Below are 15,989 nucleotides of genomic sequence, written 5' to 3'. Positions count from 1 at the left end.
TCACGTGTTAGGTCCAACCTGAAGAGGCTACCGCCTCCGAGTCAGTCGGCGATCCAGCTTCCGTGGAAGCCGAGCGGCACCCGGGCCGGCAGATGCACGGTGGCGACCGGCTCGCCGGTGAAGTCCTGCGCGGACAGGATGACCAGGTCGGCGGCTCCCCTGGCCGGGTTGTTGACGAACGACAGCACGTAACCGTCGTCCTCGGCCTGCCCCGCGCCGACGAAGACGGGCTCGCCCACGTACGCGCCGCGCCCCAGCGGCCGCGTCTCCTGCGTGCCCCGCCGCAGGTCGTGCTTGATGAGCGTGTTGTCGAAGGCGTCGTCCGGCAGGTCCTCCAGCTCGCCGCCCACCACGTCGATCAGCTCGCGGGTGGTGGCGGTGTAGCCGTAGCGGTAGGGGCGGCCGGTGCGGCGCTCGTCCATGCGCGGGAACTCCTGGGCGCGGTCGTCGAGCCGCGCCTGCCCGACCCTGCCCGTGGTGAGGTTGATCCGCCACCGGTCGAGCGTGGGCCTGCCGCCCAGGTCGAGCCGCGCGTCCACGAACCCCTTGGGGTAGCTGACCACGTCCACGACCACCTCGTCGCCGTCGTCGTAGGCGTTGAGGGTGTGGAAGACCCAGCACGGCGGCGCGTCCACCCACCGCAGGTCGCCGCTCTCGCGCGACATGAGCCCGATGCGCGCGGGGTGCTCGTCGTTCCACGCGTACGGCAGGCGGGCGCCCCGCTCCGCGTGGTCCATGCTGAAGGTGACCGGCAGGTCGTAGATCACCACGAACCGCTCGGTGAGCGCGAAGTCGTGCACCATCGGCTTGTCGGCGACCGGGATGTCCGTGACCCGCTGGACCACGCCCTTGGGGTCGAGCACGAGGTGCTGGTGGTGGTCCCAGCCGAAGAAGTAGGCCAGCGCGTGCAGCTCGCCGGCGACCGGGTCGAGGTGGGTGTGCGCGGCGAAGCCGCCCGGCAGCCCGCCGTCGAAGTCGCACGCGCCGATGGTGTCGAGCTCGTAGCCCAGCTCGTACGGCAGCGCCCCCGCCTCCACCGTGGCGAACGTGCGCCCGCCCAGCCCGATGACGTGGGTGTTGGCCGCGAAGTCGAGACCGGCGTGCACGGGCCCGGGCCTGGGCTCCTCGCCGAGCCGCTCGGCCACGCGGGCGCTGCGGACCCAGCGGTTGCGGTACCACTCGGCGCGGCCGTCGCGCAGCCGCACGCCGTGCACCATGCCCTCGCCGAAGAACAGGTGGCCGGCGCTGGGGTCGTCGAGGCTGAGCGGGTTGGGCCCGTTGCGCAGGTAGCGGCCGTTCAGCTCGGCCGGGATGCGGCCGGTGACGTCGAGGTCGAAGGCGGTGACCTCCTCGCTGACCGGGGCGAATCCATCCTTGAACGGAGTGGTCATGGCGTGTCCCTTCCCTCGTCGTAGGCCAGGAACGGCGTGAGCACCGAGGTGCAGAGGAGCCGGTAACGCCGTTCGGCCACGTCCCGATCGAAAAATCCCGAAATTTCAAGACCTACGGCACCGTGGACGGCCATCCACAACACGTCGGCGATCTCTCCGGCCTCCGCCCCGCGCAGCAGCCCGGCGTCCAGGCAGTCGGCCACCCCGCGCACCAGCAGCTCGAACGTGCGCTTGGCGGCCTGCACCGCCTCACGCCCCGGCCGCAGCCCCGGCAGCGCCCCCTGGAACATGACCCGGTAGTAGTCGGGCTCGCTCAGCGCGTACTCGCGGTAGGCCATGAGCCCCCGGTGCAGCCGCGTGAAGGGGTCGTCGTGCGGCGGCAGGGCCAGCATCCACCGCTCGAACCGCGCGAACCCCTCCAGCCACAGCGCCTCGCCCAGCCCGTCCTTCCCGCCGAAGAGCGTGTAGATCACCTTGGTGGAGCAGCCTGCCTCGCCGGAGATCCGCCGCACGGTGAGCGCCCCAGGCCCCTCCGCGATGAGCAGCCGCTTGGCCGCGTCGAGGATGGCCGCCCTGACGGCGCTCTGGCCTTCCCGCTGGGCCTGCTGGTACGCGGTAACCGTCATGCTTGGTAACGCCGTTTCTTGTCGGTAACACTGTTACCTCCTTCATACGCCTCCCCCCGGCACCCGTCAACGGATCGGTGGAGGAGTAAGGCGGTCCCCTCCGGTAAGTGACATCGTGTGAAGAACGGAGCCCGCGTCACGGTCGTCGTGGCGAGCAAGGACCGGCTGCCGGCGCTGACCCGCTCGCTCCCCCTGCACCCACGCCCGGTGATCCTCGTCGACAACGGCTCCACGGACGGCACCGCCACGTTCGTCCGGCGCCACTTCCCCGACGTCCACGTGGTCGAGGCGGGCAGGAACCTGGGCGCCCCCGGCCGCAACATCGGCGTCCAGATGGCCGAGACCCCCTACGTGGCCTTCGCCGACGACGACTCCTGGTGGGCGCCCGGCGCCCTGGAGCGGGCCGCCGACGTGCTGGACGCCTACCCGCGCCTGGCGGTCCTGGGCGCGCGCGTGCTGGTCGGCCCCGAGGAGCGGCTGGACCCGGTGTCGGAGCAGATGCGCCACTCCCCGCTCGGCGTCGAGGCGGACCTGCCGGGGCCGAGCGTGCTGGGGTTCCTGGCGTGCGGGGCGGTGGTGCGCAAGGAGGCGTTCCTCGACGCGGGAGGCTTCGACGACGTGATCTTCTTCTTCGGCGAGGAGGAGCGGCTGGCCGTGGACCTGGCCGCCAAGGGCTGGGGGCTGGCGTACGTGGACGACGTGGTGGCGCACCACCACCCCTCGCCCGCCAGGGACCCGCGCGGCAGGCAGGTGCTGGCCGCGCGCAACGCGGTGCTGACCGCCGTGCTGCGCCGCCCGTGGCGGGTGGTGGCGCGGCGCTCGTTCCAGGCGCTGCGCAGCGGCTCGGCGGGCAGGGAGGGGCTGCGTACGGCGGTGCGCAGGCTGCCGAGGGCGCTGGCGGAGCGGCGCGAGCTGCCGGTCTCCGTGGAACGGGCGCGGCGCACGCTGGAGCGGGCCGATGACTGATCCGCGCGTGGGCGCCGTCGTGATCACCTGGAACCGGCGCGAGGAGGCGCTCACCGCGCTGGGCCGCCTGCTCGCGCTGCCGGAACGGCCCCAGGTGGTGCTGGTGGACAACGGCTCCACCGACGGCACCGCCGAGGCCGTCGCGCGCGCCTATCCCGAGGTGGACCTGGTCGCCCTCGACGAGAACCTGGGCGCCGTGGGCCGCAACGTGGGGGTCGGGCGGCTGCGCACGCCGTACGTGGCCTTCGCCGACGACGACACGTGGTGGGCGCCGGGCTCCCTGGCGCGGGCGGCCGACGTGCTGGACGCCCATCCCCGCCTGGCCGTCGTGACGGCCCGCATCCTGGCCGAGCCGGGCGGGCGCGACGACCCGATCGTGGCCGAGCTGCGCGGCTCGCCCGTACGCGGGCCCGACTGGCTGCCCGGCCCCGCGCTGGGCAGCTTCCTGGCGGGGGCGTCGGTGCTGCGGCGGGAGGCGTTCCTGGAGTGCGGCGGCTTCAACCGGCGGCTGTGGCTGGGCGGCGAGGAGGAGCTGCTGGCCGTGGACCTGGCCACGGCGGGCTGGGAGCTGTGTTACCTGGAGGAGCTGACCGTGCACCACCAGGCCTCGACCCTGCGGGATTCGCACGGCAGGCGGCGGGTGGGGCTGCGCAACACGCTCTGGTTCACCTGGCTGCGGCGGCCGGTGCGGGCGGCGCTGCGGCGTACCGTGCACCTGGCCAGGACGGTGCCGCGCGACCGCGTGTCGGCGCTGGCGGCCCTGGACGCCCTGCGCGGGCTGCCGTGGGTGCTGGCCGAGCGGCGGCGCGTGCCGCCACGCGTGGAGGCCAGGCTGGCGAGCCTGGAGGCCTCGCAGGAGAACTCGCGAGCCCGCCGTTACGTCTCGTGAACGCGGGGCAGCAGGCGGGTATGAGCACTGCACCCAACCCGATCGACCTGCAGAAGCACCTGAGCGGGGTCGACTACCCCGCCTCCAAGGACGACCTGGTCAAGGCCGCCCGTGAGCACGACGCGGGCGACGACATCGTCCAGGCGCTGCAGAACATGCCCGACCGCCAGTACGACGGCCCGAACGCTGTCAGCGAGGCGGTCACCAAACGCTGAATTCGTGGGGGTGCGTTGGGCGGGGCCACTCGGGGCCCCGCCCGTCGCGCGTCCCCGTCATGCGCGCCCGGCCGTCAACCCGAACACCCGGACCGGCACCAGGCCGCGCTTGAGCAGCTTCCACAGGGTGATCGGGCTGCTGCTGACCGTCTCCTTGTAGGCGATGGCCGCCCGGCCCGTCAGGTACCCGCGGCGCGGGGAGTCGTCCGGGCGGGTGAACTGGATGACGGCGTCCTTCCTGCCGAGGCTCACGGGCTGATGCACGTACCCGAACCTGAACGGCGGGGGCGTCCTGCCGCGCAGCGTGGCGGCCAGCGAGTCGGCCGCGCCCAGGCCCGTGGGGATGCCGCCCTGGCAGGTGCCGTGCATGACGCCGAACTTCTGGGTGATGGCGGCGGCGTCGCCGACCGCGTACACGTCGGGGTGGGAGACCGAGCGCAGCACCTCGTCCACCACGATCCGGCCGCGCGCGTCCACGCTCAGCCCCGCCTCGGCGGCCAGCGGCAGCGCCCGGGTGCCGGTGGTCCAGATCGTGGCGTCGGAGTGGATCAGCTCGCCGTCGCCCAGCTCGACGCCGTCGGGCAGCACCTTGGTGATGCTCACGCCGGAGCGCACCTCGACGCCGAGCCGCTCCAGCGCCCTGTCCAGGTACGCGCGGGCGGCCTGGCCCATCATCGACCCGGGGCGTCCCCTGGTCAGCAGGACGACGCGCAGGTGCGGGCGGGCCTCGGCCAGCTCGGTGACCGCCTCGACGCCGGTCAGGCCGCCGCCTGCCACGACGACCGTGCCGCGGGTGAGCGTGTCCAGCCGCCGTGACAGGCGGACGGTGGCCGTGTAGTCGTCGAAGACGTGGGCGTGCTCGGCGACGCCGGGGACGGTCGCGTCGGTGACGGTGCCGAGGGCGTAGATCAGCTTGTCGTAGCGGAGCACGGGGGGCTCAGCGGCGTCGCCGTGAGGAGCGGCGTCGCCGTCCAGCGCGGGCCGCTCCGGGGCGTCGCTGTGGAGCCGGACCTGCCGCAGCTCAGGGTCGATCGCGGCCACCCGGCCCACCACCAGCTCGACGCCGCTGCCCGCCAGCACGTCGCTCAGCGCGTGATCGGCCAGCCGCTCGCCCGCCGCCGTCTGGTGCAGGCGCAGCCGCTCGGTGAACCTGGGGGAGGCGTTCACCAGCGTGACGCGCGCGCCCGTGGAGCGGGCCTTGCGCGCGAGCCTGATGGCCGCCGTGACGCCGGTGTAGCCTCCGCCGAGTACCAGGATGTCGGTCATCTTCGTTGCCTCCTCGATTCGTGCTTGCAGACGGATCGAGGAGGCGCGGATGTGACATCTGCACGCGGAAGCTCCTAGGGAACCTGCCAGCCGCGCTCGTGCAGGGCCTCGGTGAGCGCGGTGGCCGCGTCGGGCTCCACCGACAGCTCGGCGATGCCCAGGGGCAGGCCGGGGGCGTGCTCCAGGCGCACGTCCTCGACGTTGACGCCGACCTCGTCGCACGCCTGGAACAGCCGGGCGAGCTGGCCGGGCCGGTCGCCGATGACGACCTGGACGACGGCGTAGGAGGAGGCGGGGCCGCCGTGCTTGCCCGGGATGCGGTCGTGGCCGACCACGCCGCGCTTGAGCAGCTGGGTGATCTCGTTGGTGGCGGTGCCGTCGCCGTCGGCCAGGGCACGCAGCGCGCCTGCCGCCTCGGCCAGGTCGTTGGCCACGGCCTCCAGCACCTCGGCGACCGGCGAGGCGTTGCCCGACAGGATGCCCAGCCACAGCCCCGGGTCGCTGCCCGCGATCCGCGTCACGTCGCGCACGCCCTGCCCGGCCAGCCCCAGCGCGACGTCGGTGGCGTCGGCCAGGCGGGCTGCCACGGCGGAGGCAGCCACGTGCGGCGCGTGGGACACCACGGCGACCGCCCGGTCGTGGTCGATCGCGCTCACCTCGACGGCGTTGGCGCCGCACAGCTCGATCAGCCGCAGCACCGCCGCCTTCGCCTCGGGATCGGCCTCCTCCGTCGGGCACAGCGCCCACGGACGGCCGAGGAACAGGTCGTCCCTGGCCGCGCCCGGCCCCGACTTCTCGCGGCCGGCCAGCGGATGGGAGGCGACGTAGCTGGCCAGGTCGCAGCCGAGCTGCGCGGCCCGGTGGATGGGCTCGGCCTTGACGCTGGCGACGTCGGTGTAGAAGCGGGCCGCGTCGAGGCGCTGCAGCGCCAGCAGCTCGGTCGCCACGTGGGCCGGCGGCACCGCGATGATCGCCAGGTCCACCCGCTCGGCCGGCTGCTCGCCCTTCATGGGCTGCCACTCCTCGCCGGCGCCGAGCTCCCGTGCCAGCCGCACGGCGCCCTGCTCGCGGTCGGCGAGCAGCACCCGCACCCCGCGCTTGCGCAGCGCCAGCGCCGCGGAGGTGCCGATGAGACCGGTGCCGACGACGAGCACGGTACGAAGTTCCATCTCGATGTCCTGAGTTGTCGGGCCGACGGGCTGGTAGTGTCGCGCGGCCGGCTTGCCGCGCGCTTGACGGGGACGCTCCGGGTGGCGGCTACTGGGCGATGTCCTGGCGCAGCGCCACCGCACCGCGCAGATAGACGTGCTGGATCTCCGAACGCGGGCGGTCGGTCTCCACGTGCGCCATGAGCCGCACGACGCGCGGCAGCGCGCCCGGCACGTCGATCTCGGTGCAGCAGATCAGCGGCACCTCGTGGAAACCCAGCTTGCGGGCCGCGAGCGCCGGGAACTCCGCCGTCAGGTCGGGCGTGGCCGTGAACAACACGCTGATCACGTCGTCCGGGGTCAGGTTGTTGCGCCCCATGATCGCGTTGACCAGCTCGGTCGTCCCGGAGATGACCGAGTCGCGGTCGTTGGCGTCCACCTGGATCGCCCCACGGATCGCCCGCACCATGTGGTTGGTCCCCTTCCCCATAACCGCGAAGCCCGTGCGGAGGTACGCACGGGCTCCTTCGTCCGGCCAGATTACAGCTTCACGGCCGCGTACAGCTCGCCGACTTCCTTCAAGGTCAGCGCCCTGACGGTGCCGGGCTTGGTCCTGCCCAGCTTCACCGGCCCGAACTCGATCCTGGCCAGGTCGATCACGCGGTGACCGGCCTCCTCCAGCATCCGCCGCACGACGTGCTTGCGGCCCTCGTGCAGCACGACCTCCACCAGCGCCTGCTGACCGTGCTCCTGCACGATCGAGAACGAGTCGGCCTTGACGATGCCGTCCTCCAGCTCGATGCCCTGCTTGAGCCTGCGGCCCAGGTCACGCGGGATCGGCCCCGGCACCTTGGCCCAGTACTTCTTCTGCACGCCGTAGCTGGGGTGCGTCAGCCTGTTGGCCAGCTCGCCGTCGTTGGTGAGCAGCAGCAGGCCCTCGGTCTCGGTGTCGAGCCTGCCCACGTGGAACAGCCGGGGCGCCAGCTCCTCGACGTAGTCGGCCAGGCACGGGCGGCCCTGCGGGTCGTCCATCGTGGAGACGACGCCGATGGGCTTGTTCAGCGCGTAGTAGACGAGGTCGGGCGCCGTCGGGATGCGCTTGCCGTCCACGTGGATGATCTGCGTCGCGGGGTCGACCTTGGCCCCGAACCGGCGCACGACCTGGCCGTTCACGGTGACGCGGCCCTCGCCGATCATCTCCTCGCAGGCCCTGCGGCTGGCCACGCCCGCCTGGGCGAGCACCTTCTGCAGCCGGACGCCGCCGGGGACCTCGGTGGTGTCGCGCTCGTCGGTGTAGCCCTCGGGGAAGAGGTCGCGGTCGCGGATGGGCTGCCGCGCGGCCTTCACCCTGCTGTGCTGCGGGCTGCTGTAACCCTGCGAGCCGGTGCCGCCGCGCCTGGCGCCGCCCCCGATGGTCTGCACGTCGTCGCGGCGCGGCGCCCGGGAGGTGCGGCGGTCGCCGCCTGCTCCCGGCTGCCTGGCGTCGCCGTCGCGCTTGCCGTAGCGGGAGCGGGTCGAGCTCGCCGCCCTGGGGGCGGCGTCCTCCCTGCGGCCGCTCCGCCCGGCCCGGAAACCACCGGCCCGGTCGTCGCGCCCGCCGTCGCGGTAGTCGTCACGGGTCTGGGGACGGTAGCCGCCCCGGTCCTCGGCGCGGGCGGGGCGCTCGTGACGCTCGCCGCGGCCGTAACGGTCGTCGCGAGCGGGACGGTCGCTCCGACCACCGAAACGGTCGTCACGAGCCGGACGGTCGCTCCGGCCACCGAAACGGTCGTCACGAGCCGGACGGTCGCCGCGACCGCCAAAGCGGTCGTCACGAGCGGGACGCCCACTACGGGCGCCGAAGCGGTCCTCACGGTCACCGCCACCGCCGAAGCGGCCCCCGCGGTCGCCGCTGCCACCGAACCGGTCGCCACGGCCGCCGAAGCGGTCACCGCGCTCGCCGAAGCGGTCGTTACGCTCGCCACGGTCGCCGAAACCGGCGCCACGCTCGCCACGGTCCACGGAGCGGGTGCCACGGTCACCACGGTCTCCGAAGCGGGTGCTGCGGTCGTCAGACCGGTCGCCACGACCGGTGGAACGGCCCTCACGGCCGGCGAACCGCTCGTCGCGGGAGGAACGGCCGTCGTTCTCGCCGTCGCGCCTGCCTCCGTACCGGGCGCGGACGCCGCCCCGGTCGGCGCGCAGGGAGTCGCGCGAGGAGCTGTCACGGAAACCACCGTCACGGAAGCCACCGTCACGGAAGCCACCGTCGCGGAAACCACCGTCGCGGCGCGGGCCGCCGCCGGTGCCGCGGGAATCGTCGTCGTCGCGGCGGAAGCCGCCGCGGGCACCGCCCCGGGTGTCGTCGGAGCGGAAGGCGGGACGCCCGCCGCGGCCCGAGCCGCCGGTACGTCCACGACCGCGTCCATCACCGGACGGGGTGCTACGCCTGTTGATCACTTTGTTGTCTCCTCGAGATTCTCCACGTCGTCGGGGAGGAAGGGCGCGAGCTCGGGGAGCTCGCTCAGATCCCGCAGTCCCAGACGTTCAAGGAAGTATGAGCTTGTCCGGTAGAGCACTGCCTGGCTCTCCGGGTCGGTGCCGGCCTCCTCGACCAGCCCCCTGGCGACGAGTGTCCGCATGACGCCGTCGCTGTTGACGCCGCGCACCGCGGCGACGCGGGCACGGCTCACCGGCTGCCGGTAGGCCACGACCGCCAGTGTCTCCAGCGCGGCCTGGGTCAGCCGCGTCTGCTGGCCGTCGCGTACGAACCGCTCGACCAGCGGCGCGCAGTCGGCCCGCGTGTAGAACCGCCAGCCGCCCGCGACTTGTCTCAGGTCAAAACCCCGGCCGGCGGCGGTATATTCCGCCGACAGGGCGCGCAGTGCGGTGGTCACCTCGTGCGTGGGCCGCTCCAGCACCTGGGCGAGGGTCACCTCGGCGACCGGCTCGTCCACCACCAGCAGGATAGCCTCCAGGGCGGCCTCCAGTGCCGGGCCTTCGCCACTTCCGAGCCCAACGGGCTCGTCGGCCCCCTGCTCCTGCGCCTCCTCAGCGGCCTTCTCGGACGCGGGCACCGCGCCGAGCACCACCGCACCGCCGCTCGCCGACCCGGCACCGTCGAACCCCGCGCCAGGCCCACCCGCGCCCTCACCGGCACGCTCGCCGGCGCTCTGCGCATCCGCCCCCTGCGACGCATCCTCAGAGCCGGCACTTGCCACCCACGACGCATCCTCACGGCTCGCATCCGCCTCAAGGGACGCGTCGTCCCGCTCCGCATCCGCCTCAGCCGCCTGCTCGGGCGCGCGCACCGCGCCGAGCACCGCCGCACCACGGCTCGCCGACCCGGCGCCGTCGAACTCCGCGTCAAGCCGACCCGCGCCGCTGTCACCGCCACCGGCGCCGTCACGGGCACTCTCACCACCGTCACCGGCGCTGTCACCGGCGCCCTCACGGGCACTTGCACGGGCGCTGTCACCGGCGGGCTCGACCTCGGGGGCCGGGCCCGCCTCAGTGCCCTCACCCCCCACCTCCCCATCCTCACCCTCCACCTCAGGCGCCCCAGGCTGCGCCAACGACCCGGGAAGAGTCATCCAGGCAGGCAACGGCGGCTCCGAATCCGGCGAACGGCGAGGATTGGGCAACGGGTTGTCGTCAGTCATCGGTTGGTCTCTCCGCGGGTTCCTCGTAGTCGTCGCCCACCGCCACATCCCCCTCGTCAGCCCCCGTCCACGTCACATGCAGATCCCCCAGCGGCTCCACCTGCTCGAACGTCACCGCCGACTCCCGGAAGAGCTCCAGCACGGCCAGGAACCGCGCGATGACCTCGAAGGTGCCGTCGCAGTCGGCCACGAGCGCGCGGAAGGTGGCGCGGCGGAGCCGGCGCAGGTGCATGACGAGGATCGCCGCCTGCTCCTTGACGCTGGCCAGCGGCTGGTAGACGTGCCCCAGGTTGACGGTGGGCGGCAGCTTGGGGGTGAAGGCCCTGGCGGCGATGCGGGCGAGCTGCTCGGGGCCGATGCCGAGGATGAGCTCGGGCAGGAGGTTGGCGAACTGCTCCTCCATCGGCGCCGTACGGGGGTAGCGCAGCGCCTCCTCGGCCATCCGCCCGGCGAAGACCTTGGCCACCTCTTTGTAGGCCTTGTACTGCAGCAGCCGGGCGAACAGCAGGTCCCTGGCCTCCAGGAGTGCCAGGTCCTCCTCGTCCTCGACCTCGCCGGTGGGCAGCAGCCGGGCCGCCTTGAGGTCGAGCAGGGTGGCGGCGACCAGCAGGAAGTGGCTGGTCTGGTCGAGGTCCCACTCGGGGCCGCGGGAGCGGATGTAGGCGATGAACTCGTCGGTGACCTTGGAGAGCGAGACCTCGGTGATGTCGAGCTTGTGCTTGGCGATGAGGCCGAGGAGCAGGTCGAACGGACCCTCGAAGACGTCCAGGTGAACCTGGAAGCCCTGCGGGGGCGGCTGCTGCTCGGTGGTCACCTGGCCATTGTCGCAGGCGCCGGCCAGCGCGAGAGCACCTCGCGGGCCAGCTCACGGTAGGCGTTGGCGCCGAGGGACGACGGGTCGAAGGTGGTGATGGGCTCACCTGCCACCGTCGCGTCGGGGAAGCGCACCGTGCGGTTGATGACGGTGTGGAACACCTTGTCGCCGAACGCCTCCACGACCCGGGCCAGCACCTCGCGGCCGTGCAGGGTGCGGGCGTCGTACATGGTGGCGAGCAGGCCCTCGATCTCGAGCTCCTCGTTGAGCCGCTCCTGGACCTTGGAGATGGTGTCCATGAGCAGCGCCACGCCGCGCAGCGCGAAGAACTCGCACTCCAGCGGCACCATGACGCCGTGGGCGCAGGTGAGGGCGTTGATGGTGAGCAGGCCGAGCGACGGCTGGCAGTCGATGAGGCACACGTCGTAGTGCGGCAGCAGCGGCTTGATGACGCGGCCGAGCACCTGCTCGCGGGCGACCTCGGTGACGAGCTGCACTTCGGCCGCGGACAGGTCGATGTTGCTGGGCAGCAGGTCGAGGCCCTCGACGCCGGTCTGCAGCAGCACCTCCTCGGCGGTGACGCCGCGCTCCATGAGCAGGTTGTAGACGGTCAGGTCGAGCTGGAGCGGGTTGATGCCCAGGCCGACGGAGAGCGCGCCCTGCGGGTCGAAGTCGACCAGCAGCACCTTGAGGCCGTATTCGACGAGCGCGGCGCCCAGGTTGATGGTGGTGGTCGTCTTGCCGACGCCGCCCTTCTGGTTGACCATCGCGACCACGCGCGCCGGGCCGTGCACCGCCGGGGGCACCGGCTCCGGGAACACCGGCCGGGGCCGCTGCGTCGGGCCGAGGTTGACGCCGTTGGAAGGCGCGTTGGTCTTCGTGTCGCCCCAGGGGTTGTCGGGGGTCCCCGGGGTCGAACCCTTGGTCGTCACAGTCACCAGCTCGAACCTCCCTGACGATCCCGAACCGGACCGTCCGGACGGACACTATGGCGTCACCACTTAACGCGGCAAGGCGGCACGCCGTGGGCGGCGCACGTCCCAAAAGACTATAGATCACTGCCGGGCACGTGGATGCGCGGCGGCGTAGACCTCGCGGAGTTTGTCGACCGTGACCAGGGTGTAGACCTGAGTGGTCGTCACAGAGGCATGGCCGAGCAACTCCTGTACCACCCTAACGTCCGCGCCGCCGTCGATCAGGTGAGTTGCAAAGGAATGCCGGAGTACGTGCGGGCTTATCCCGTCGAGTCCGGCTCGTTCGGCGGCGGCCTGGAGCACCTCCCAGGCTCCCTGCCTGGTCAGCCGCCCGCCGCGGGCGTTGAGGAAGACCGCCGGGGTGCCGCGCCCGTGGGCGAGCAACCCCGGCCGAGCCCGTACGAGGTAGGCGTCCAGCGCGGACCGGGCGTAGCGCCCCAGGGGCACGACCCGGGTGCGGTTGCCCTTGCCGTGCAGGCGTACCTGGTCGTCCTCCAGGTCGTCCACGGCCAGCCCCACGGCCTCGGAGATGCGGGCGCCGGTGCCGTACAGGACCTCCAGCAGGGCGCGGTTGCGCAGCGTGAGCGGCGCGCCGTCGGGGCCTGAGGCGGCGATGAGGCGCTCGACCTCGTCCACGCCGATGGCCTTGGGCAGGCGGCGGAGCTGGCGCGGCGGGCGTACCTCGTGGGCGGGGTCGTGGGCCGTGACGCCTTCGCGCAGGGCGAAGCGGTGCAGCCCGCGCACGGCGGAGACGGCGCGGGCCGCGGAGCTGGCGACCAGGGCGGGGTGCTCGCCGTCGCCCTCGCGCAGCGCGGCGAGGAAGGCCAGCACGTCGGCCTCCCCCACCTCGCCGAGCTCCAGGCGCCCGCGCGCCTGGAGATGCTCGAAGTATCGGCGCAGGTCACGACGGTAGGACGCGAGCGTGTTGGCGGCCAGGCCGCGCTCCACGGCCAGATGGGCGAGGTAGCTGGAGAGCACCGCCTCCACGAACTGGTCCTTCCGTCACGCCTCCGGTGCGTCGGCCGGGCGCAGCAGGGCGTGCCCCTCGACCGAAGCCGCATATGCGGCGAGGATACCGGCCACGGTCGAGGAATTGTGGATCATTCCCATGAGCGCCCTCTCGACCGCGTCGGCCAGCGGGACCCATTCGACCGGCATGTCGATCTCCTCGTGCCGGTGTTCGAAGCCGTTCTCCTCGTCGGGGATCCTGCTCAGGCCGCGGGCCAGGAACACCCGGACGCGCTCGTCGGTCATGCCCGGCGAGGAGCGCAGGTCGAGCAGGGTGTGCCAGGTGTCGGCGCGGTAGCCGGCCTCCTCGGCGAGCTCGCGGGCGGCGGTGGTGACCAGCGGTTCGCCTGCCACGTCGCGGATCCCGGCGGGCAGCTCCCACATGAGGTGCCGCGTCGGGTGGCGGTACTGCCTGATCATCAGGACCCGGTCCCGCTCGTCGAGCGCGAGCACGGCGACGGCTCCCGGATGGACGACGTAGTCGCGGTCGGCCACCTCGTCGCGGGGCATCTTGACGCTGTCGGTGACGACCTCGATCACGTGGCCCTTGAACCGGTGCCGCGAATCGACGACGTCCCACGCCTCGGGCGTGTCCTCGACCCTCATGGGCCCACCTTGGCACCGACGCGGGCGTCGGCGTAGACGAGGGCGGCGTTGATCAGGCCCTTGAACATCGGGTTGGCCCTGGTCGGCCGGGAGCGGAACTCGGGGTGGGCCTGGGTGCCGATGAAGAAGGGGTGCACGTCGGTGGGCAGCTCGGTGTACTCGACCAGGCGGCCGTCGGGCGACAGGCCGGAGAAGACCAGGCCGACCTGCTCCAGCTGCTCGCGGTAGGCGTTGTTGACCTCGTAGCGGTGGCGGTGGCGCTCGTCGGCCTTGGCCTTGCCGCCGTAGAGCTGCCGGGCCAGGGTGCCCTCGCCCAGCTTGGCGGTGTAGCTGCCCAGCCGCATGGTGCCGCCCATGTCGCGCTCGCCGGCGACGACGTCCTCCTGGTCGGCCATGGTGGAGATGACGGGGTGCTTGGTGTCGGGGTCGAACTCGGCGGAGTTGGCGTCCTCGATGCCGGCCATGTTGCGCGCGGCCTCGATGACCATGCCCTGCATGCCGAGGCAGATGCCGAGCAGCGGGATCTTGTTCTCGCGGGCGTGGCGGATGGCGCCGATCTTGCCCTCGATGCCGCGCACGCCGAAGCCGCCGGGGATGAGCACCCCGTCGACGCCGTCGAGCTCGCGCCCGGCGCCCTCGGGCGTCTCGCAGTCGTCGCTCTTGACCCAGCGGATGTTGACGCGGGCGTCGTTGGCGAACCCGCCGGCGCGCAGCGCCTCGGTGACCGACAGGTACGCGTCGGGCAGGTCGATGTACTTGCCGACGAGCGCGACCGTGACCTCCTTGGCCGGGCGGTGCACGCGGCGCAGGAGCTGCTCCCACTCCTTCCAGTCGACGTCGCGGAAGGGCAGGCCGAGGCGGCGCACGACGTACGCGTCGAGGCCCTCGGAGTGCAGCACCTTGGGGATGTCGTAGATCGAGGCGGCGTCCACGGCGGAGACGACGGCGTCCTCGTCGACGTCGCACATCAGGCTGATCTTGCGCTTGATCGCCGTCTGCACGGGGCGGTCGGAGCGCAGCACGATCGCGTCGGGCTGGATGCCGATGCTGCGCAGCGCCGACACGCTGTGCTGGGTCGGCTTGGTCTTCAGCTCGCCGGACGGGCCGATGTACGGCAGCAGCGAGACGTGCAGGAAGAAGACGTTGTCGCGCCCGACCTCGTGCCTGATCTGCCGCACGGCCTCCAGGAACGGCAGCGACTCGATGTCGCCGACCGTGCCGCCGACCTCGGTGATGACGACGTCCACGTCAGGGCCGGCCATCCCCCGGATCCGGTCCTTGATCTCGTTGGTGATGTGCGGGATGACCTGGACGGTGTCGCCGAGGTACTCGCCGCGCCGCTCCTTGGCGATGACGTTGGAGTAGACCTGGCCGGTGGTCACGTTGGCCGAGCCGTGCAGGTGGGTGTCGAGGAACCGCTCGTAGTGGCCGACGTCGAGGTCGGTCTCGGCACCGTCGTCGGTGACGAACACCTCGCCGTGCTGGAACGGGTTCATGGTGCCGGGGTCGACGTTGAGGTAAGGGTCGAGCTTCTGCATGGTGACCCTGAGACCGCGCCCTTTGAGCAGGCGACCGAGGCTGGATGCCGTGAGCCCCTTGCCGAGACTGGAGGCGACACCGCCGGTGACGAACAGATGCTTGGTTTGCGATGCGCTGCGCAAAGGGGCTCCCGTGGCTCGAGGTGTGGTCGAAGTGTCCACGGGCTCTCAGGATATCAAACAACGCCCCTCACATGCCTGAACGGCATGACCTAGCGGTAACTTTGGTGCCTATGTCACTAGTACGGCGGGCTTTGGGCGCGTTGATTCACCGTGCCTACGCGGCGATCCGCCACGCCGGTGAGATCTCCCCCGCCAGTCCCGCCGGCTACCGTTTCCGCCGGCTCGGCGCCGGAGTCAGCATCGCGTTCCCCCCTGGAGCGATCTTCGGCGAGCAGTGGATCGAGATCGGCGAGCACACGCTCATCGGGGAGCGGGTGTCGATGTCGTGCGGCATGGTCCCCGACCGGGACCTCGGCCCCGACACGATCCTGCGGATCGGCGCGAGCTGCTCGATCGGCCGGGGCTCGCACCTCGTGGCGCACCAGTCGGTCGAGATCGGCGACGACGTCTTCACCGGGCCGTACGTCTACATCACGGACCAGAACCACGTCTACGACGACCCCGACATCCCGATCGGCCGGCAGTGGCCGCGCAACAGCCCCGTCTCCATCGGCTCCGGCTCGTGGCTGGGCACGGGCGCGATCATCCTGCCGGGCACCACGCTGGGGCGGCACTGCGTGGTGGCGGGCGGCGCGGTGGTGCGCGGTGAGTTCCCCGACCACAGCGTGGTGGCGGGGGTGCCCGCCAGGCGTGTGCGCGGCTACACGCCGGAGCTGGGCTGGCACACACCCGTGACGCTGGACATCATCCCCTGAGTCACCCTCTGGACCGAACAAGGTTCTGA

Annotated in this window: 16 protein-coding genes; 4 read left to right on the top strand and 12 right to left on the bottom strand. The window is 72.3% G+C overall.

Annotated features, from left to right (window positions below; genetic code table 11):
- Window positions 1-41: 41 nt before the first annotated feature.
- Together LCN96_RS19120 and LCN96_RS19115 are read right to left on the bottom strand one after the other, a co-directional pair.
- Window positions 42-1,391, bottom strand: coding sequence for a carotenoid oxygenase family protein (locus tag LCN96_RS19120; protein ID WP_225274191.1), 1,350 nt, complete (start codon window positions 1,389-1,391; stop codon window positions 42-44).
- Window positions 1,388-2,017, bottom strand: coding sequence for a TetR/AcrR family transcriptional regulator (locus LCN96_RS19115; protein ID WP_225274189.1), 630 nt, complete (start codon window positions 2,015-2,017; stop codon window positions 1,388-1,390). Before LCN96_RS19115 ends, LCN96_RS19120 begins: the two co-directional genes overlap by 4 nt.
- Window positions 2,018-2,134: 117 nt before the next feature.
- On the opposite strand from LCN96_RS19115, the gene LCN96_RS19110 reads away from it, so the two are divergent.
- From LCN96_RS19110 to LCN96_RS19100, 3 genes are read left to right on the top strand one after another with little or no spacing between them, the layout of a single operon-like run.
- On the top strand, window positions 2,135-2,983 hold the full coding sequence (locus tag LCN96_RS19110) for a glycosyltransferase family 2 protein (RefSeq protein ID WP_225274187.1): 849 nt from the start codon (window positions 2,135-2,137) through the stop codon (window positions 2,981-2,983).
- Complete coding sequence (locus LCN96_RS19105) at window positions 2,976-3,872, top strand: glycosyltransferase family 2 protein (RefSeq protein ID WP_225274186.1); 897 nt, start codon at window positions 2,976-2,978, stop codon at window positions 3,870-3,872. The genes LCN96_RS19110 and LCN96_RS19105 overlap by 8 nt, the downstream gene beginning before the upstream one ends.
- Before the next feature lie 20 nt (window positions 3,873-3,892).
- Entirely contained in the window at window positions 3,893-4,087 is a 195-nt protein-coding gene (locus tag LCN96_RS19100; protein WP_225274184.1) for a DUF2795 domain-containing protein, read from the top strand.
- Window positions 4,088-4,144: 57 nt separating this feature from the next.
- Here the strand turns inward: LCN96_RS19100 and LCN96_RS19095 are convergent, their stop codons facing one another.
- The 10 genes from LCN96_RS19095 to LCN96_RS19050 all read right to left on the bottom strand — a co-directional run bounded on the left by LCN96_RS19095 (window position 4,145) and on the right by LCN96_RS19050 (window position 15,205).
- On the bottom strand, window positions 4,145-5,353 hold the full coding sequence (locus LCN96_RS19095) for an NAD(P)/FAD-dependent oxidoreductase (protein ID WP_225274183.1): 1,209 nt from the start codon (window positions 5,351-5,353) through the stop codon (window positions 4,145-4,147).
- Between the two features lie 74 nt (window positions 5,354-5,427).
- Window positions 5,428-6,522 carry a prephenate dehydrogenase gene (locus LCN96_RS19090; RefSeq protein ID WP_225274181.1) on the bottom strand — a complete coding sequence of 365 codons (1,095 nt, stop codon included), beginning with the start codon at window positions 6,520-6,522 and terminating at the stop codon, window positions 5,428-5,430.
- Window positions 6,523-6,610: 88 nt separating this feature from the next.
- Window positions 6,611-6,970, bottom strand: a complete 360-nt coding sequence (gene aroH, locus LCN96_RS19085; RefSeq protein ID WP_225274179.1) for a chorismate mutase — start codon at window positions 6,968-6,970, stop codon at window positions 6,611-6,613.
- A 71-nt stretch (window positions 6,971-7,041) separates the two neighbouring features.
- Window positions 7,042-8,940: a pseudouridine synthase gene (locus LCN96_RS19080; RefSeq protein WP_225274177.1), complete on the bottom strand. Its 1,899-nt coding sequence runs from the start codon at window positions 8,938-8,940 to the stop codon at window positions 7,042-7,044.
- Complete coding sequence (gene scpB, locus LCN96_RS19075; RefSeq protein ID WP_225276012.1) at window positions 8,937-9,470, bottom strand: SMC-Scp complex subunit ScpB; 534 nt, start codon at window positions 9,468-9,470, stop codon at window positions 8,937-8,939. The genes LCN96_RS19080 and scpB overlap by 4 nt, the downstream gene beginning before the upstream one ends.
- A 664-nt stretch (window positions 9,471-10,134) precedes the next feature.
- Entirely contained in the window at window positions 10,135-10,956 is an 822-nt protein-coding gene (locus LCN96_RS19070; RefSeq protein ID WP_225274175.1) for a segregation and condensation protein A, read from the bottom strand.
- Window positions 10,953-11,888: a ParA family protein gene (locus LCN96_RS19065; protein WP_375126950.1), complete on the bottom strand. Its 936-nt coding sequence runs from the start codon at window positions 11,886-11,888 to the stop codon at window positions 10,953-10,955. The genes LCN96_RS19070 and LCN96_RS19065 overlap by 4 nt, the downstream gene beginning before the upstream one ends.
- A gap of 123 nt (window positions 11,889-12,011) precedes the next feature.
- Window positions 12,012-12,917 carry a site-specific tyrosine recombinase XerD gene (locus tag LCN96_RS19060; RefSeq protein WP_148441591.1) on the bottom strand — a complete coding sequence of 302 codons (906 nt, stop codon included), beginning with the start codon at window positions 12,915-12,917 and terminating at the stop codon, window positions 12,012-12,014.
- Between the two features lie 15 nt (window positions 12,918-12,932).
- Window positions 12,933-13,544, bottom strand: coding sequence for an NUDIX domain-containing protein (locus LCN96_RS19055; RefSeq protein ID WP_225274171.1), 612 nt, complete (start codon window positions 13,542-13,544; stop codon window positions 12,933-12,935).
- Window positions 13,541-15,205 (bottom strand): CTP synthase, encoded by a 1,665-nt coding sequence (locus LCN96_RS19050; RefSeq protein ID WP_225274169.1) that lies wholly within the window; start codon window positions 15,203-15,205, stop codon window positions 13,541-13,543. The genes LCN96_RS19055 and LCN96_RS19050 overlap by 4 nt, the downstream gene beginning before the upstream one ends.
- A 140-nt stretch (window positions 15,206-15,345) precedes the next feature.
- Between LCN96_RS19050 and LCN96_RS19045 the strand changes: the two genes are divergently transcribed.
- Window positions 15,346-15,960, top strand: coding sequence for an acyltransferase (locus LCN96_RS19045; RefSeq protein WP_318528355.1), 615 nt, complete (start codon window positions 15,346-15,348; stop codon window positions 15,958-15,960).
- Window positions 15,961-15,989 lie beyond the last annotated feature (29 nt).

Origin of the sequence: Nonomuraea gerenzanensis (assembly GCF_020215645.1) — a bacterium.
GTDB classification, from domain to species: domain Bacteria; phylum Actinomycetota; class Actinomycetes; order Streptosporangiales; family Streptosporangiaceae; genus Nonomuraea; species Nonomuraea gerenzanensis.
This window is presented reverse-complemented; position numbering and strand designations above follow the sequence as displayed.